Origin of the sequence: Streptococcus sp. FSL W8-0197 (assembly GCF_037963785.1) — a bacterium.
Taxonomy (GTDB): Bacteria; Bacillota; Bacilli; order Lactobacillales; family Streptococcaceae; genus Streptococcus; species Streptococcus oralis_CQ.
Genome location: NZ_CP150168.1, coordinates 847975 through 867096, shown reverse-complemented (window position 1 = coordinate 867096; position 19122 = coordinate 847975). Strand labels below are relative to the sequence as shown.

Below are 19122 nucleotides of genomic sequence, written 5' to 3'. Positions count from 1 at the left end.
CTAAAAGATACGAGGAAATTACAATTCTTCCTTGTAGTCGTAGCCAAGTTCTTCAGCTAGTTTTGCGTATCCTTCACGTTCCAAACGGGCAGCCAATTCTGGACCACCAGAAAGGACCACACGACCTTCCATCATCACGTGTACCACATCCGGTGTGATGTAGTTCAAAAGACGTTGGTAGTGTGTGATGATCATAGCACCAAAACCTTCGCCACGCATAGCGTTGACGCCTTTTGATACAACTTTAAGGGCGTCAATATCAAGACCTGAGTCAATCTCATCCAAAAGGGCAAAAGTTGGTTCCAACATCAAGAGTTGAAGAATTTCATTACGTTTTTTCTCACCACCTGAGAAACCTTCGTTGAGGTAACGCTCTGCCATTTCTTCTTTCATGTTGAGCAATTCCATTTTCTCGTCTAGTTTAGTAATGAACTCACGAACTGAAATCTTTTCATCATCTTCTTTGCCAGCATTCATAGCTGCACGAAGAAACTCAGCATTGGTAATTCCTGGGATTTCTGATGGGTATTGCATAGCAAGGAAAAGTCCCATACGCGCACGCTCGTCCACTTCCAACTCAAGGATGTTTACGCCATCAAACAAGACCTCCCCTTTTGTAACCTCATAGTTAGGGTTCCCCATAATAGCTGCAGAAAGAGTCGATTTACCAGTACCATTTGGTCCCATGATAGCTGCGATTTCTCCTGTTTTCAGGGTCAGGTTAACCCCTTTCAAAATTTCTTTTCCTTCAATCTCAACGTGAAGATCTTTGATCTCTAATACTGACATGATAGTTCCTTTCTTTTTCTGGCCTACTTCCTTTATCCTTAGAGAAATCACTTACATTTCTCTAAAAAATACAAGAAAAGGTCCATAAATATACTCTACTAGTATAACAAAAAAAAGCCTAAAAGGCTTTGATTTTGTTTAGAAGCTAGTGACTAATCCTTGCGGTTTAGGTGCTGATCAATAGCGTCTACTATTTTCCCCATTACATAACTTAACCTAAAATTTCGAAAAAGAAGAATGGCCCAAAAGGCTGCCATGAAATAGCGACCCGTCATCCAAGCTTCATTGAAAAAATAAGTCTCAGCAGCAGTAAATAGTGCTATCACGATAAATTGTTGTCTAGTCATAGGATTATTGTACCATGAAATCCACTTTTAGTCTTCTTCGACCATGACTTTATCAGCCAGAAATTCAAATCCCTCTGGAATCAGGCTATCTTCTTCTACCTCTTGATCTGCTTGAGAAGACTTGTTTTTAGATGAAAATGCTGCACGAACCTCTTTCCATTCCTCAAGGGAAATTGCCAGGATTTCAGGTGAAAATCCAGCCGCTTGGCTAAGAATATTGCCAAACATGGTATTGAGGTTATCCCGTTTCATAGTTTGTCCAGCATTGAAATTAGATTCAAAAGCTAAAATAGCATGGTGTTCGTTGGCCGCAACTGGTTGAGAACCAACAAGCAGAGCCTTATCAGGACCTGCTAAGCTTTCAATCACTTCTCCCCATGCATTCTGGAGGCGAATCAAGTTTTGCCGTGCCAATTCAGGATTTTCAACAGCTTCTTGTAGGATAGCCTGAACTTTATTACGGTCTACTCGATAGACAGTCTTGGAAGTGGTTGGACGGCTAGGGACTGGCGTCACTTGTTTAGGAACTGTTCCAACATTAGCAAGTTCTTGCTTGAGACGAGCGACTTCCTGTCTCAGTGCAGAAATTTCACTTTCGACAGCTCCTGAAAGCACTGGTTCAGGCTTAATCTCCGCTAAACGAATAGTCATCATCTCAGCATAAATCTTAGGTTGTAGGCTTGCTTTCATATCCGCCAAGCTCACAGTCGCTATTCGAATCATTTCAAAGAGACTTTCCTGAGAAAGAGCTAGATTGTCCATAAAAACTGGACTATGATGAGTATTTTCGCCACCTGTCTGAACAACTAGTAGATCACGCAAGTACTGTAAAAGATCCGTCACAAAACGAATCATGCTCTTGCCATTTTCAAACAAAAGATTCAAAGAATCAAGAGCTTTTGAAACATCCTGCTGAGACAAGGCGGCTACATAGTCATCAAGCGCTGATAGACTAATGGTGCCTGTAATCTCCTCAGAGATAGCTGTAGTTAAAGCATTCCCTTGAGTCAAACTCAAGGCTTGGTCCAGAATAGACAAGGCATCCCGCATTCCACCTTCAGCTCGTCTGGCAATAATTTCTACAGCATCTGGTTCAGAACTGATATTTTCTTTTTCTAAAATATGATGAATATGTGCCGTGATATCTTGCGTTCGAATCGACTTAAACTCAAAACGTTGGACACGCGATAAAATAGTTGCTGGAATCTTGTGCAATTCAGTGGTCGCCAAGATAAAGACAACATTTTGAGTTGGTTCTTCTAGCGTCTTTAAAAGCGCATTAAAAGCTCCTGTAGATAGCATATGAACCTCGTCTATGATATAGACCTTATAACGTGCCAAACTAGGTGCATAGGTGGATTTATCACGAATTTCTCGGATTTCATCAACTCCGTTATTCGAAGCTGCATCCATTTCGATAACATCTTCTAAGCTACCTTCTGTCACAGCCTGACAGATATAGCAGTTATTACATGGTTCTCCGTCCACTTGGTTCGGACAGTTCATAGCCTTGGCAAAAATCTTGGCTACACTGGTCTTCCCAGTTCCACGAGGTCCTGAGAAAAGATAAGCATGACTAATCTTTTCCTGCTCGACCGCTTGTTTTAGGGTTTTAGCCACAACCTCTTGGCCTACCAGTTGTGAAAAAGTCTGGCTTCTATATTTTCGATAAAGTGCTTGATACATTAGGCTTTCTCCTCAAACATCGTAAAGTCCCATTCTGTCTTCTCAAGCAAAATAGCGACAAATTGTTCCAAGTAATCACGGTCAACGGCATTGTAATCATCAATAAGTGAAGAATCTAGGTCTAAGACACCCAGCAATCGACCATTCTTGAGCATGGGAACCACGATTTCACTCTTTGCCATACTATCACAAGAAATGTAGTTTGGATAGGTGCTCACATCGCCAACCAAAACAGTCTCTTGAAACTCAGCAGCTTCTCCACACACGCCTTTCCCAAGCGGAATGCGAATACAAGAAACACCACCCTGAAAAGGCCCTAAAACCAACTCGCTACCATCAAACAGATAAAATCCTGCAAATACAGTATTCGGAAAGCGAGATTTTAGGAGGGCACTAGCATTCGAAAGATTGGCAAGAACATTGCTCTCACCTTCAAGTAAATAAGAGAGTTCCTCATTTAAAAATTGATATTGTGATTGTTTTTCTGAATCTAACATAGAACTATTATATCAAAAATGAGAAAGAGACAAAAGAAAAATCCCTTGTTTTAAACAAAGGATTTTGTGATTATCAATTTGATTAAAGTTCGATATCACCGAACAAATCAGCCATTGAGAATCCTGTTTGTGTTTCTGGAAGTTCGAAATCACGTTTTTCTTGACGTTTTGGACGACGTGGACGAGCAGCACGTTTTTCTTCTTTTTGTCCTTCTTCTTGAGCTGGACGTTCTTCAAGAGCTTTGATAGAAAGAGATACGCGTTCTGCGTCAGCGTTAACATCAAGTACTTTAACAGTAACTTCTTGACCAACAGTAAGAGCTTCTTTTGGATTTTCGATACGTTTGTGTGAAATTTGTGATACATGAACAAGTCCATCGATACCTGGCAATACTTCAACAAATGCACCGAAGTCAGTCAAACGTTTAACTGTTCCTTCTACTACATCACCTTTAGCCAATTTTTGCTCAACGCCATCCCATGGTCCAGGTGTTGTTGCTTTAAGTGAAAGTGATACGCGTCCTTCTTCTTCGTTAAGATCAAGGATCTTCACTTCGATTTCTTCACCAACAGTTACAACTGATTTAGGTGATACGTTACGTTCGTGTGACAATTCAGTCAAGTGAACCAATCCATCAACTCCACCAAGGTCGATGAAAGCACCAAAGCTAGTGATACGAGCAACTTTACCAGTTACGACATCACCAACAGCCAATTTACCGAATACTTCAGCACGAGCTGCTGCAGTAGCTGCTTCAACAACTTCACGACGTGAAAGGATGAAACGGTTTTCTTTAGGATCAACTTCTTTGATTTTAGCATCAAATTCTTGGCCTACGAAACGCTCAGTGTTACGTACGAAACGAGTATCCAACATTGAAGCTGGGATAAATCCACGAACACCTTCAAATTCTACTGCAAGTCCACCTTTAACGGCACGAGTTCCTTTAACAGTAACAACTTCTTCTTCGCGTCCTACAAGTTTGTCCCATGCTTTGCGAGCTTCAAGGCGTTTTTTAGATACAAGGTATGTAACTGTATCAGTATCTTTACCAACTACTTGACGAAGTACAAGAACATCCAATACTTCTCCTACTTTCACAAAGTCATTGATATCTGCATCGCGATCGTTTGTCAATTCGCGAAGAGTCAAGACACCTTCAACACCAGTCCCAGAGATTGCAACGTTAGCTTGAGTCGCATCAACTGTCAATACTTCAGCACTAACAACATCACCAGGCTCAACTTGGCTAACGCTATTTAGCAAATCTTCAAATTCGTTCATCTAAAAAATCCTCCAACAATCAAGTTTTTCCAAACTTGACATACTTATAATTTTTTTCCTAAGCACCCGCAAAGACATGTTCATATCGTTCACGTCTTTCAATTATAAAAATAAAATACCCTAAGATATTTTTCTTTTTATCTTGAATTTATTACCTAAGAACTGGGGTAGCTGGATTCGAACCAACGCATGAGGGAGTCAAAGTCCCTTGCCTTACCGCTTGGCTATACCCCATTGATAAATGGAGAGAGAGGGATTCGAACCCCCGAACCCGAAGGAGCGGATTTACAGTCCGCCGCGTTTAGCCTCTTCGCTATCTCTCCAATGTTTAACGAGAACTATTATATCATGAAATTTTCAATAAAACAAGTATTATTTTGTCAAATTATAGTTTTCAATCAAAATTTCCACAGCTTTTTCAAGTTTTTTATAAAAACTATCGACATTTCCATTCTTTATGATGGCAAATTGGTTATCTAATTCGGCAATTTCTCCAATGACCTTTTTCCCGATCGTCAAAACGTATCCTTCATAGCTGTCTTTTCCAACAGTCACTTTTGCATCTGTTAATTGGATTTCAATTTTCTTATCTTTTTTACTCATACTGTACCTCTTTTCACTTTTTCTATTGTACAAGAAAAAGCTAAAACTAGCAAGAAAAAACTCCATTTCAGCTATTACAACTGCTATGGAGCTCTTCTTTATTTCATATCTTTTAGTCCACTTTGACAATCCATCCCTCTGGTGCTTCCACATCACCAAATTGGATACCAGTCAATTCATCATAGAGTTTACGTGTAACAGGACCTACTTCTGTTTCACTATAGAAAACATGGAAATCATCACCATGTTGGATGCCTCCAATTGGCGAAATAACCGCTGCTGTTCCACAAGCACCTGCCTCTACAAAACGCTCCAAATTATCGATTGGGACATCACCTTCAATCGGAGTCAAGCCCAAGCGATGTTCTGCCAAGTAAAGCAAAGAATACTTGGTAATAGATGGTAAGATAGATGGACTCAATGGCGTAACAAATTCATTGTCTGCCGTGATTCCAAAGAAGTTGGCTGATCCGACTTCTTCAATCTTTGTATGTGTAGATGGGTCTAGGTAGATAACATCTGAAAATTGGCGTGACTTGGCCATCTTACCTGGAAGGAGACTAGCAGCATAGTTTCCACCTACCTTGGCCGCACCTGTACCATTCGGAGCTGCACGGTCGTATTCATCCTGAATCAAGAAGTTGGTTGGAACTAAACCACCTTTAAAATAGTTACCAACCGGCATAGCAAAGATGGTGAAAATATACTCTTCTGCTGGTTTTACCCCAATAATATCCCCAACACCAATCAACAGCGGACGAAGATAAAGAGTTCCACCTGTTCCATATGGTGGGACGTATTCTTCATTTGCACGCACAACTGCTTTACAAGCTTCTACAAACATTTCTGTCGGAACTTGTGGCATCAAAAGACGGTCACAAGTACGTTGCAAACGCTTAGCATTTTCGTCAGGACGGAACAATTGAACACTGTCGTCCTTGGTACGATAGGCTTTCAATCCCTCAAATGCTTGCTGTCCATAGTGGAGACTTGGAGAAGACTCTGAAATATGCAAGGTTGCATCCTCTGTCAATTCTCCTTGATCCCATTGACCATTTTTGTAGTGAGCGATATAACGGTAAGGTAGTTTCATATAAGCAAATCCAAGGTTTTCCCAATCAATTGCAACTGTCATGTGTTTCTCCTTTATACTATTCAAACTATGTGTTCTATTCTACACTTTTCTAGTAAAATTTCAAGTATTATTTGTAATTTTCTGAAAATTTTTTCAACATAAAGAAATCAGCCCTCTGGACTGATTTTTTTATGAATTCGCTTTATCCTCTTTAAAGATTTCTTTGAGGTAAGCATCGAAAACTTCCTCATCTGAAATGGTGTCTGAAATAAAGCTTCCATTGCTAGTACGTTCTGACAAGTTGAGATCTTGCAATCGACTCTCATAGATTGTTCCCTTGTTAGATTGAACAAGTAACGTTTGGTCGTTTTCTTCTACTTCTGTACTAAAAAGATCACCAACGAAACCTTGCTCTGCAACTGCTCCAGCCAAGAAGACACGATGCGGTTTGTTTTTCAACTCACGCAAGACTTGTAGGCCTCGTTTAGCACGGCTGGTCGCCGGAATTTCCTCACAAGAGACGCGTTTCAAGCTACCACGTTGGGTCAAGAGGTAGAAGGATGAAGTGTTACAGATAAAGGCAGCCTGAAGTGCATCATCTGCTTTCAGGTTCATAGCCTTGACACCTGCAGCCTTGGCACCAACAATCGGAACCTCTTCGATATTGAAACGAAGGGCGTAACCGTTTTGACTAATCAAAAGAACATCATCTAGTTTAATCGGAGCCACTGCTACAATCTGGTCTGTCTCGTCTTTGAGTTTAGCGTACTTAACAGACTTCGACTTGTAGGTCCGCCATGGAGAGAATTCTTTGCGTTCTACACGCTTGATTTGACCAAGGCGAGTTGCTGCAAAATAAGTTGTCGCATCATCAAACTGATCCACGACTTCTGCATGAAGGATTTCTTCGTTAGTTTCAAAGTTTGTAATGGTCTGGCTCAGATGCTCTCCGATATCCTTCCAACGAATATCTGCCAATTCGTGGATTGGTCGATAGATGACATTCCCAAGAGTCGTGAACATCAAGAGGTGCTGGGTTGTCTTAGCAGCTTGAACAAAGATCAAACGATCATCATCACGTTTACCAATTTCTTCCAGAGTGGATGCCGCAAAGGAACGTGGGCTAGTACGCTTGATATAGCCTGCCTTGGTTACGCTGACATAGGTATCTTCCTCGGCAATCAAACTAGCTGTATCAATCTCAATTACGTTTGCTGTATCTTCTAAAGCACTCAAACGTGGAGTCGCAAATTTCTTCTTGACCTCACGAAGCTCTTTCTTCATGAGATTGTACATGGTCCGTTCATCACCGATAATGGCCGCAAGCATGGCAATTTTTTCACGAAGTTCCGCTTCTTCTTCCTGCAAGACAACCACGTCTGTATTGGTCAAACGGTAAAGTTGTAAGGTAACGATGGCCTCAGCCTGCTCCTCTGTGAATTCATAGCTGACCTTGAGATTTTCCTTGGCGTCAGCCTTATTTTCAGAAGCACGGATAAGAGCAATCACTTCGTCCAAAATCGAAATTACGCGAATCAAACCTTCAACGATATGGAGACGTTTCTCAGCCTTTTCCTTATCAAAACGGGAACGTGCCAAAATCACTTCACGACGGTGGGCGATATAGCTAGATAAGATTGGAACAATTCCAACCTGACGAGGTGTGAAATTGTCAATCGCCACCATGTTAAAGTTGTAGTTGATTTGCAGGTCAGTGTATTTGAAGAGATAGTTGAGTACAAGCTCGGTATTCGCATCTTTCTTAAGTTCAATAGCGATACGAAGACCGTCACGGTCAGACTCATCACGAACCTCAGCAATACCAGCTACTTTGTTATTGACACGAACATCATCAATTTTCTTAACTAGATTAGCCTTATTGATTTCATAAGGAATCTCAGTGATAACGATTTGTTCCTTACCACCTTTTAGCTTTTCAATCTCCGACTTGGAACGAACAACTACGCGTCCTTTCCCAGTTTCATAGGCCTTCTTGATTTCATCACGCCCTTGGATGATAGCCCCTGTAGGGAAGTCTGGACCAGGTAAGAATTCCATGAGCTTGTCCACCTTGGCTGTTGGGTGATCAATCATGTAAACCGTCGCATCAATGACCTCAGCCAAATTATGCGGTGGAATATCTGTGGCATAACCAGCCGAAATCCCAGTAGATCCATTGACCAAGAGGTTTGGAAAGGCTGCTGGCAAAACCGTCGGTTCTTTCTCGGTATCGTCAAAGTTCCAAGCAAAAGGAACTGTCTTTTTCTCGATATCCTGAAGAAGGTACCCAGCAATTTCAGACAAACGCGCCTCGGTATAACGCATTGCCGCCGGTGGATCTCCGTCCATAGAACCGTTATTACCGTGCATTTCAACTAGAATCTCACGATTTTTCCAGTCCTGAGACATACGAACCATGGCATCATAGATAGAAGAATCCCCGTGTGGGTGAAAATTTCCCATGATGTTCCCGACAGACTTGGCCGACTTGCGGTAGCTCTTGTCAAAGGTATTGCCATCCTTATTCATAGAATAAAGAATACGACGCTGAACCGGCTTCAATCCATCACGAATGTCTGGCAAAGCCCGGTCTTGAATAATGTACTTGGAGTAGCGACCAAAGCGCTCTCCCATGATGTCCTCAAGGGACATGTTTTGAATGTTAGACATAGGATACTAAGCCCGTAAAATGCAAAGTGAAAATAGGAAATTATTGCAGTGAGCGATGCTCACAAGAGAATTTATCTTTTTCACACAGCATTTAGAGCGTGTTCAACTCCTTTCAAAGAATGTAGAGTGGTTTTTACATTAAAATTGGTATTAAGAAAAATATTTTTAGATACTATTTAAGTCATTCACAAACACTTATTTAGATTAAGCAAAGGCAACTATTTCCTATGGATTATTCTTTCTTCTTTGAAGTGTGTACAAATATTGACAAGGTAAATAAGAAACTATAGCAGTTGATATCAGCAAGATATTAAACATAAACTTTTGCCCTCGAAATAGCTCCTCCCAATGCATTGTATTAAGATAATGAAAAATTAAACCGAATAAATAACAGAAACTTATAGGGAGACTCTCCACTTGATTGATTTGTATAAATAATATAAGCGTATTGAGTGATAGAGTGTGGAAGAAATAAGCATAGGTAAACAAAAAGAAATTAGAAAGAAAGAAAATCTTAAAGCATCATCAAAAAGCTCTGTACGATTTATTGAAATAAGCCAAATATTACACATCGTTATAATAATCGGGAAAAATAATCCATACACCCTTTTATGTAACTTATTTCTTTTGATAGCTAGAAATATAGAGGACACCAATACTAAAATTTGTACTCCTGGGAATCCCATAAAAAATGTAGCAAATACATGATCTAACATACTAGTTCAACCTCTCCTTAGCATACTGAATCATCTTCTATGTTGTCTGCATATATCTTTTATAGAGTCATTTTTCATAGCCGTCTTGCTCCTCTTGTTTTTGGATGCCTCGTATTCTTTTCTTCTCAAGTTCCCCTACAATGAATTGGATAGTTGAACAAATCCCCAAAACAATTAAAATATAACAAATAGATATTATGTTACTTCTTTGGTAATTTTTTATGATTTCCCATACAACAAATATATTTACCAATGAAAGGAGAAAGATGAAGGTGGCATTGATCAGAAGTATTATAGCAAATTTACTCGTAAAATGCCTACAATGGATTACACTCTTATATAGAGTATAAAATGAATAAACAAACATCAAGGGGGCGAAATAGTCATGATAAAACAAAATAAATTTTAACCCAGAGTACAAGTTACCTTTCACTGGTATATCTGATAGACAGACACCAATAGTGAAAATGGACAGTAAAAACAGGGATATTGAACGAGCATACTCTTTTCTCCCCAAGTTGGAGATTAAATAAATTATAATTCCAAAAATTACTATGACAACAACGAAAATAGAAATTATAGATTCACTACTCATTACTGAACCTCCATTAGTTCTACATATTATTTACACAACAAATATGATAATCATTTTTACTTGAACGATGCAATTTTACTGTATGGTAAAGGTTATACCCTTCGTAATAATATGAAGCATCCACACCCTTAAAGAAACGGGCCTGAGTAAGGTCATCCGTCAGATTATTGAGGAGGAGATACTTGAGTTCTTATCAGCGTCAACTTTTAAGGTTTAACTATTCCAAAAATCATTTCAAGTATTTCCTGGTTAGTTCTCATCTATGTCACCCTCATCTGAAACATGGTTAGTAAAAGGATCATCTTCTTTCTTTTGTTGTTGTAGTTTTCGAACTCTTTTTCTTTCAAGCATCCAAAGTAGGAATTGAATTCCTGAAAAAAGGCCTTGCAAGAAAATAAGTATATAGATTTCTTTAATCCCTCTAAATAATACTAAAACATTTACAATTGAGAGTAGAAATATAAGTGCAACGTTAGATATTAAGATTCGTGCAAGCTTACCAGGGAAATACTTGACGTGCTTGATACTCTTATAAAGACTAGTAATCGCATACGTTATGCACAGAGGCGCATGAGTATATAAAGAAAATACCCGTACAAATACTCCTAAGTAGGGTTCATCTAAAAATGGATTGAACACTACAAACATTCCTATATTACACGCCATAAATACTAGGGAACTTAAGGAGCTTGAATATTCTATTTTCTCTTTATTGGAGATTGCATCAAGAATTATCCCAGCAATAACAATGATTTCGAGAAAGAAAAATATCATTATTAAACAACTGTTCACTATTCACTCCCCCTTTGCTTACTGATTTCGTTTAGTGTAATGGAGATAGAGAGGAGGAAGATAGGAAACTAGAATCATCAAAATCATTACCAAGAATGTCAACAGATGGATCTGAACTAAATTTACCACATACGATCCCAGAACACCTACAGATAGGGGACCTAAAATATAGGATAGGAAAATCAAAAAAGCCTTCCACCGTTTCTCCGGATAGACATAACACAATCGAATAAGTGTGTAGATTAAGGCTCCTGCTATCAAAGGAAAACCAAATAAAATCATGACAAAGGATGCCACTAAAGAACCGGATTCTGACGAATCCATATTGAATAAAAGCATCAAGATCATAAACAAGGTAAATACAATCGGTGCATATAAACCTTGGAAGCTTTTTTTTCGACTATTGATGTAGAATGCAAGAATAGCCGAGGGTAAAGAAACTAAGAAAATCAAACCCAAGTAACTACCAAAAATCGAATGTCCTGAATCAACCATTATTCATGCCCCTTAAAACACTGTCGCTTCTTCCAGCGTAAACTTGACATTATCCTCAATCCACTTACGGCGTGGTTCGACCTTATCTCCCATAAGGACATTGACACGGCGTTCGGCGCGTGCTAAGTCTTCAATCGTGACACGGATAAGAGTGCGGGTTTCTGGATTCATGGTTGTTTCCCAGAGTTGGTCCGCGTTCATCTCACCAAGACCTTTATATCGTTGGAGTGTTGCTCCTTTACCAAACTGCTTGCGGAGTTCTTCTAGCTCTCCGTCCGTCCAAGCGTAGGCCACTTCTTCTTTCTTACCTTTCCCTTTGGACATCTTGTAAAGAGGCGGAAGGGCGATATAGACATGGCCTGCCTCAACTAGCGGACGCATATAACGGTAGAAGAATGTTAAGAGAAGAGTCTGGATATGGGCTCCATCGGTATCCGCATCGGTCATGATAATGATCTTGTCATAGTTGGCATCTTCAATAGAAAAATCTGCTCCCACACCCGCACCGATGGTATAAATCATGGTATTGATTTCTTCATTTTTGAGGATATCCGCCATCTTGGCCTTGGCTGTATTAATAACCTTACCTCGAAGGGGCAAGATAGCCTGGAACTTACGGTCACGACCTTGCTTGGCAGAACCACCGGCAGAGTCCCCCTCGACTAGGTAGAGTTCATTCTTTGCAGGGTTTTTAGACTGGGCTGGAGTCAATTTTCCAGACAACAAGCCCTTGTCTTTCTTGTTTTTCTTACCATTTCGGCTCTCATCACGCGCCTTTCGTGCTGCTTCACGAGCATCACGCGCCTTGATAGCTTTGCGAATAAGATTGGAAGCCAGTTCACCATTTTCCATAAGGAAGAAGGTCAACTTATCAGCCACAATCCCATCCACAACAGGACGAGCCAGAGGGCTTCCTAGTTTATCCTTGGTCTGACCTTCAAACTGGAGGTGTTCTTCAGGAACCAGAATTGATAGAACGGCTGCTAAACCTTCACGGTAGTCTGACCCTTCAAGGTTTTTATCTTTTTCCTTGAGAAGTCCTGTCTTACGCGCGTAGTCATTCATGACCTTAGTAATGGCTGACTTGAGTCCTGTCTCATGTGTTCCACCATCTTTCGTACGAACGTTATTGACAAAGGATAGAATGTTATCTGAAAATCCATCATTGTACTGGAGGGCAACTTCCACTTGGAAACCATTGTCTTCGCCTTCAAAGTATAGGACTGGCGTCAAGGTTTCCTTGTCTTCATTGAGGTAAGAAACAAAGTCCTGAACCCCGTTCTCATAATGGAACTCGATTGCTTCATCTGTTCGCTTATCTGTCAAAGACAAGGTAACATTTTTTAAGAGAAAGGCTGACTCATTGAGTCGTTCTGAAATGGTATTGTACTTGAAGTCAGTCGTAGAAAAAATCGTCGCGTCAGGCATGAAGGTAACCTTGGTACCTGTCTTAGACTTGGGTGCTGTACCAACCTTTTCAAGAGTTGTTACTGGCTTACCACCATTTTCAAAACGTTGCTTGTAGACTGTACCGTCACGAGTAATTTCAACTTCTAGCCAGCTTGATAGGGCATTAACGACTGAAGATCCCACCCCGTGGAGACCACCAGATGTCTTATAACCCCCTTGGCCGAATTTTCCTCCAGCGTGGAGAATGGTAAAGATAACCTCAACAGTTGGAATTCCCATGGCGTGCATCCCAGTCGGCATCCCTCGACCATGGTCTTGAACCGTTAGACTGCCGTCTTTATTGATGGTCACATCAATGCGGTCACCAAATCCAGACAAAGCCTCATCGACTGCATTGTCCACAATTTCCCAGACTAGGTGATGGAGACCAGCACCGTCAGTCGATCCAATATACATCCCTGGACGTTTACGGACCGCATCCAACCCTTCTAGCACCTGAATGGCGTCATCATTGTAGTTATTAATATTGATTTCCTTTTTTGACACAAGGAACCTCCTATTTGTTCATCTTTTCTATTTTACAGGTTTTCTAGCGATTTTGCAAAGCTTTTCCCTTTCAGCTGTCACAATTTCACAGGATATTCTCTGACTTTCTATACCATTTCATGGTATAATAGTTCTATGATGACATTTGTATTATTAATTTTAGCTTATCTGCTAGGTTCGATTCCATCTGGTCTTTGGATTGGACAAATCTTCTTTCAAACAAATCTGCGTGAACATGGTTCTGGAAACACCGGAACAACCAATACTTTCCGTATTTTAGGTAAGAAAGCGGGTATGGCAACCTTTGTGATTGACTTCTTTAAAGGAACCTTGGCCACTCTCCTTCCTATTCTTTTCCACCTTCAAGGTGTATCACCTCTTGTATTTGGACTTTTGGCTGTAATTGGACATACTTTCCCTATCTTTGCAGGATTTAAAGGTGGTAAGGCTGTCGCAACCAGTGCTGGAGTGATTTTCGGATTTGCGCCTGTTTTCTGTCTCTATCTAGCAATCGTATTCTTTGGAAGCCTCTATCTAGGTAGTATGATTTCACTGTCTAGCGTTACTGCTTCTATCGCAGCCGTTATTGGAGTTCTCCTATTTCCACTATTTGGATTTATCCTGAACAGCTATGACCCTCTCTTCATTTTGATTATCCTAGCACTTGCTAGCTTGATTATCATTCGTCACAAGGATAATATCACACGTATCAAAAATAAAACTGAAAATCTCGTTCCTTGGGGACTAAACTTGACACATCAAAATCCTAAAAAATAAAACGCCAGTTTGAAACTGACGTTTTTTTGTATGCTTATTTTGACTTGATGTAGTTGATACCGTCTGCCTTAGGTGCAACTGCTTTTCCAAAGAAGGCTGCCAAGACAAGAATGGTCAAGACATAAGGCGCGATTTGAAGGTAAACCGCTGGCACTCCTTGCAGGAAAGGTAATTGAGAACCGATAACTGCCAAACTTTGTGAAAGTCCAAAGAAAAGACTAGAAAGCATTGCACCAATTGGGTTCCATTTACCAAAGATCATCGCAGCAAGGGCGATAAATCCAGGACCGACAATAGTTGTCACTGAGAAGTTAACTGAGATTGATTGAGCATAAATCGCTCCCCCAATTCCACCAAGTAAACCTGAAATAACAACCCCAAGATATCTCATTTTGTAGACATTGATCCCCAAGGTATCCGCTGCTTGAGGGTGTTCACCAACAGAGCGAAGGCGAAGACCAAAACGTGTCTTAAAGAGAATAAACCATGCAAAGAATGAGAAGGCAATCGCGATATAACCTAGTAGACTGGTTGACTTGAAGAAGATATCTCCAATCACAGGGATATCAGCCAAAACTGGGAAATCAAAACGTCCAAAAGTCTGGCTTAAGTTATCCGTTTGTCCTTTGTTATAAAGAACTTTAACCAAGAAAACTGCTAGGGCAGGAGCCATCAAGTTCAATACTGTACCACTGACAACATGGTCCGCACGGAAATGAACTGTAGCGACTGCATGGATGAGGGAGAAAATAGCTCCCACGATACCAGCAACTAACAAGGAAATCCAAGGGGTCGCCGCTCCAAGTTGTTCTGCAAATTCAAGGTTAAAGACAACCCCAGAAAAGGCTCCCATAACCATAATTCCTTCAAGACCAACGTTAACGACACCACCACGTTCAGAGAAAACTCCCCCGATACTCGTAAAAATAAGTGGTGCTGAATAAATCAGCATAGAAGAGACCAAGAGGGTGAGTAATGTTGTAATAGACATCCTTACTTACCTCCTTTAACTTGTTTTTTAGGTTTGACAAAGCGTTCGATAATGTAGTGAACGCTGACAAAGAAGATAATAGACGCTGTTACAATGCTGACAAGCTCAGACGGAACTTGTGCTGCATTCATACCCGGTGCTCCTACTTGCAAAACTCCAAATAAGAAGGCTGCAAAGAGAATTCCAATTGGTGAATTTCCAGCAAGCAAACTAACTGCCATCCCGTTAAATCCGATAGCCAATGATGATCCCTGAACGTAAACGTTTTGGAAGGTTCCAAGACCTTCGACCGCTCCCCCAAGACCAGCCAGAGCACCAGAGATAATCATTGATAGGATGATTGTACGTTTTGCTGAAATACCAGCGTACTCTGAGGCATGGGGATTGAGACCAACTGCACGAATTTCAAAACCGAGAGTCGTTTTCTTGAGCAAGAACCAAATCACGCCAACAGCAATGATTGCAAAGAAGATTCCGATATTCATACGGGAATTTCCAGTCAACTCTGATAACCATGGTGTCTGGTATGTGGCGTTGGCACTAACACGAATCGTTGAGTCTGTACTTTGCATAATATCTTTCGGAAAGGCATGAATAAAGGCATTTCCCACATACAATACAATGTAGTTCATCATGATGGTCACGATAACCTCTGACGTACCGAGATAAGCTCTGAGGATACCTGGAATCGCACCAACAATTCCACCTGCGATCAAAGCAATAATCACTGTCAATGGAATCAAAACGAGACGAGGCATATCTGGATTCGATAAGGCAAACCAACCACTGAGAATCCAGCCTGCAAGTGCTTGACCAGGAAGTCCGACGTTAAAGAAGCCTGCTCGACTGGCAACTGCGAAACCAAGACCTATCAAGACAAGAGGACCCATGGCACGGAAAATTTCTCCAATCCCACGGAGGCTACCAAAAGCTGTATAGAACAACTCCTCATAACCCCAGATAGCATCATATCCGAAGATCCACATGACAATGGCTCCGAGCAAGATCCCTAAGAATACGGAAATCAAGGGAACCGAAATTTGTTGTAATTTTTTAGACATCACTCTTCTCCTTTCCCAAGTTTCCACCTGCCATCAAGACACCAAGTTCTTGTTTGTTAGTTGTTTCTGGCGATACAATACCTTGAATCTTACCATCGTGAATAACAGCAATTCGGTCTGAGACATTTAAAATCTCATCCAATTCAAAGCTGACAACAAGGACAGCCTTCCCGTTATCACGCTCTTCAATCAAACGTTTGTGGATATATTCAATGGCACCGACATCCAAACCACGAGTTGGCTGGCTGACGATAAGGAGATCAGGATCTCGATCAATCTCACGAGCGATAATCGCTTTTTGTTGATTTCCTCCTGAAAGAGCTGCCGCTGGAACAAATTCGCTTGCCGCACGGACGTCAAATTCTTCCATCAATTTCTTAGCATGTGAAGTGATATTGGCATAGTTCAAGATACCATTCTTGCTGAGTGGCTCTTTATAGTAGGTTTGAAGAGCGATATTTTCTGAAATCATCATCTCCAAAATCAAGCCATCACGGTGACGGTCCTCAGGAACGTGCCCCACGCTTAGTTCTGTAATTTGTCGAGGATGCATCCCTACGATTGATTTTCCTTTTAATTCAACGCTACCTGACTCAACCTTACGAAGACCAGTAATGGCTTGAATGAGTTCAGATTGACCATTGCCATCAATACCTGCAATACCGACAATTTCACCAGCACGAACATCCAAGGATAGATTTTTGACTGCTGGTACACCGCGGTTTTCATTGACAACCAAGTCTTTGATAGACAAGACCACTTCTTTGGGTTGTGGTGCTTGTTTTTCCGTTTTAAAGGAGACTGAGCGTCCAACCATCATTTCTGCCAAGTCCGCATTTGTTGCTCCTGCGATTTCAACCGTCTGGATTGATTTCCCACGACGGATAACCGTCACTCGATTCGATACCGCACGAATCTCATCCAGTTTATGGGTAATCAAAATGATAGACTTCCCTTCTTTGACAAGGTTTTTCATGATTGCCATCAACTCATCGATCTCTGAAGGAGTCAATACGGCTGTAGGTTCGTCAAAGATAAGGATATCAGCACCACGATAGAGTGTTTTCAAGATCTCTACACGTTGTTGGGCACCAACGGAAATATCCGCCACCTTAGCAGCAGGATCTACTGCCAAACCATAACGTTCAGAAAGAGCCTTGATTTCTTTAGTAGCACCAGCTATATCTAGAACACCATTTTTAGTGATTTCACTCCCTAAAATGATATTCTCAGCTACTGTAAAAGCCTCAACCAACATAAAATGTTGGTGAACCATCCCAATTCCAAGACCAGCGGCTTTAGATGGTGAGTCTAGTTTTACAACTTGACCATTCACCACAATTTCACCGCTCGTTGGTTCAAGAAGTCCTGCCAGCATATTCATCAGAGTGGATTTACCCGCTCCATTTTCTCCTAAAAGTGCATGGATTTCACCTTTTCGCAGTTGCAAGTTGATTTTGTCGTTTGCTACAAATTCACCAAACACCTTGGTAATATCCCGCATCTCAATGACATTTTCGTGTGCCATATGCTCTTCCTTTCAGAGGTTTATTTTATTTCAATAAAACCTGCTAATCACATTAACAAGCTCTATTGAGACAAAAATTGCCTCAATTCTTAAAGAAGCGACCGATGGCCGCTTCCTAAGAAATGACTTTTATCCATTATTTTTCAGGAACTTTTACGCTTCCGTCAAGGATCTTAGCTTTTGCATCTTCAACAGCTTTTTTACCTTCTTCTGAAAGGTTTGTTACTGCTAGCTCAACCCCTTTATCTTTCAATGAGTAAACAATCACTTGTCCACCAGGGAATTCACCTTTTTCTGTTTTGTTGGCAATATCTTTTACAGTTGTACCAACTTGTTTCAATGTAGATACAAGAACGAAGTTAGATTCTTTACCATCTTTAGAAGTGTATTTACCTTCTGCTGCTTGGTCACGGTCTACACCGATAACCCAAACTTTTTCGTTTTCATTTTTGTTTTCGTTCAATGATTTTGCTTCAGCAAAGACACCAGCACCTGTACCACCAGCTGCTTGGTAGACAACGTCTGCACCGGCAGCATATTGAGCTGCTGCAATTGTTTTACCTTTGGCAGCATCACCAAATGAACCAGCATAGTCAACTTGGACTTTGATAGATGGGTCTACTGATTCAACACCAGCTTTGAATCCAGCTGCAAAACGTGAAATAACTTCAGATTCAATACCACCTACAAAACCAACTTGTTTTGTTTTCGTAGTTTTCGCTGCTGCAACACCAGCAAGGTAAGCTGCTTCATTATCTGCAAATCTTACGCTCGCAACATTCTTTTGACCTTCAATCACATCATCAATCAAGACATAGTTTAGGTCAGAGTGGTCTTTTGCTGCTTCCTCAACTGCATTGTGAAGGGCAAAACCAACACCGAAGATCAGGTTGTAACTTCCAGCCGCTTGTTGCAAGTTGTTAGCATAGTCTGCTTCGCTTGTTGATTGGAAGTAAGTATAACCTTTATCTTTAGAAAGATTGTGTTCTTTACCCCAGTCTTGCAAACCTTCCCAAGCTGATTGGTTAAATGATTTATCATCAACACCACCAGTATCTGTTACGATTGCTGCTTTGGTCTTCATTTCTGATGAAGATGAAGCTGCGTTACGAGAAGAGCGGTTACCACATGCAGCAAGTCCAACTGCTGCTACTGCAACTAGACCAAGGCCTAGCCATTGTTTCTTGTTCATTACTGAACCTCCTAAATAAGATGTGCAACGATGTTGCAAGTATGGATTGGTTGGCCACAAGGACCGC

15 protein-coding genes and 2 tRNA genes are annotated in these 19122 nt (G+C 40.8%); 1 reads left to right on the top strand and 16 read right to left on the bottom strand.

What is annotated here, in order from left to right; genetic code table 11:
• Window positions 1–18: 18 nt before the first annotated feature.
• The 12 genes from sufC to parE form a co-directional block, all read right to left on the bottom strand.
• A complete protein-coding gene (sufC, locus tag NYE79_RS04375; RefSeq protein WP_000114489.1) occupies window positions 19–789 on the bottom strand; it encodes a Fe-S cluster assembly ATPase SufC in 771 nt (256 codons plus the stop codon).
• A gap of 152 nt (window positions 790–941) precedes the next feature.
• Window positions 942–1136 (bottom strand): DUF3272 family protein, encoded by a 195-nt coding sequence (locus NYE79_RS04370; RefSeq protein ID WP_000198269.1) that lies wholly within the window; start codon window positions 1134–1136, stop codon window positions 942–944.
• A 27-nt stretch (window positions 1137–1163) separates the two neighbouring features.
• Window positions 1164–2822, bottom strand: coding sequence for a DNA polymerase III subunit gamma/tau (gene dnaX / locus NYE79_RS04365; RefSeq protein WP_339293818.1), 1659 nt, complete (start codon window positions 2820–2822; stop codon window positions 1164–1166).
• On the bottom strand, window positions 2822–3319 hold the full coding sequence (locus NYE79_RS04360) for a GAF domain-containing protein (protein WP_049479375.1): 498 nt from the start codon (window positions 3317–3319) through the stop codon (window positions 2822–2824). Before NYE79_RS04360 ends, dnaX begins: the two co-directional genes overlap by 1 nt.
• Window positions 3320–3401: 82 nt before the next feature.
• A complete protein-coding gene (rpsA, locus tag NYE79_RS04355) occupies window positions 3402–4604 on the bottom strand; it encodes a 30S ribosomal protein S1 (RefSeq protein ID WP_049479376.1) in 1203 nt (400 codons plus the stop codon).
• A 162-nt stretch (window positions 4605–4766) separates the two neighbouring features.
• Window positions 4767–4838 (bottom strand) — tRNA-Gln (locus tag NYE79_RS04350).
• Between the two features lie 8 nt (window positions 4839–4846).
• Window positions 4847–4927 (bottom strand) — tRNA-Tyr (locus NYE79_RS04345).
• Between the two features lie 49 nt (window positions 4928–4976).
• Complete coding sequence (locus NYE79_RS04340; RefSeq protein ID WP_000037105.1) at window positions 4977–5207, bottom strand: DUF2969 domain-containing protein; 231 nt, start codon at window positions 5205–5207, stop codon at window positions 4977–4979.
• Window positions 5208–5319: 112 nt separating this feature from the next.
• Entirely contained in the window at window positions 5320–6357 is a 1038-nt protein-coding gene (locus NYE79_RS04335) for a branched-chain amino acid aminotransferase (RefSeq protein WP_303622561.1), read from the bottom strand.
• Window positions 6358–6471: 114 nt separating this feature from the next.
• Window positions 6472–8952 carry a DNA topoisomerase IV subunit A gene (gene parC / locus NYE79_RS04330; protein WP_217970829.1) on the bottom strand — a complete coding sequence of 827 codons (2481 nt, stop codon included), beginning with the start codon at window positions 8950–8952 and terminating at the stop codon, window positions 6472–6474.
• A 1560-nt stretch (window positions 8953–10512) separates the two neighbouring features.
• Complete coding sequence (locus tag NYE79_RS04325; protein ID WP_239683590.1) at window positions 10513–11055, bottom strand: hypothetical protein; 543 nt, start codon at window positions 11053–11055, stop codon at window positions 10513–10515.
• Between the two features lie 507 nt (window positions 11056–11562).
• Entirely contained in the window at window positions 11563–13506 is a 1944-nt protein-coding gene (gene parE, locus NYE79_RS04320) for a DNA topoisomerase IV subunit B (RefSeq protein WP_049519646.1), read from the bottom strand.
• Between the two features lie 135 nt (window positions 13507–13641).
• Here parE and plsY point away from each other — a divergent pair, with 135 nt between their 5' ends.
• Window positions 13642–14283 carry a glycerol-3-phosphate 1-O-acyltransferase PlsY gene (plsY, locus tag NYE79_RS04315; protein WP_049519644.1) on the top strand — a complete coding sequence of 214 codons (642 nt, stop codon included), beginning with the start codon at window positions 13642–13644 and terminating at the stop codon, window positions 14281–14283.
• Between the two features lie 34 nt (window positions 14284–14317).
• On the opposite strand, the gene NYE79_RS04310 is transcribed toward plsY, so the two are convergent.
• From NYE79_RS04310 to NYE79_RS04295, 4 genes are all read right to left on the bottom strand, one after another.
• Window positions 14318–15274 (bottom strand): ABC transporter permease, encoded by a 957-nt coding sequence (locus tag NYE79_RS04310; protein ID WP_049519642.1) that lies wholly within the window; start codon window positions 15272–15274, stop codon window positions 14318–14320.
• 2 nt (window positions 15275–15276) lie between these two features.
• Entirely contained in the window at window positions 15277–16335 is a 1059-nt protein-coding gene (locus NYE79_RS04305) for an ABC transporter permease (protein ID WP_000038684.1), read from the bottom strand.
• The gene (locus NYE79_RS04300; RefSeq protein ID WP_000929834.1) at window positions 16328–17863 is read right to left on the bottom strand and encodes an ABC transporter ATP-binding protein; all 1536 of its coding nucleotides are present in this window, start codon (window positions 17861–17863) and stop codon (window positions 16328–16330) included. The genes NYE79_RS04305 and NYE79_RS04300 overlap by 8 nt, the downstream gene beginning before the upstream one ends.
• Before the next feature lie 136 nt (window positions 17864–17999).
• Window positions 18000–19055, bottom strand: a complete 1056-nt coding sequence (locus NYE79_RS04295; protein ID WP_001036150.1) for a BMP family protein — start codon at window positions 19053–19055, stop codon at window positions 18000–18002.
• Window positions 19056–19122 lie beyond the last annotated feature (67 nt).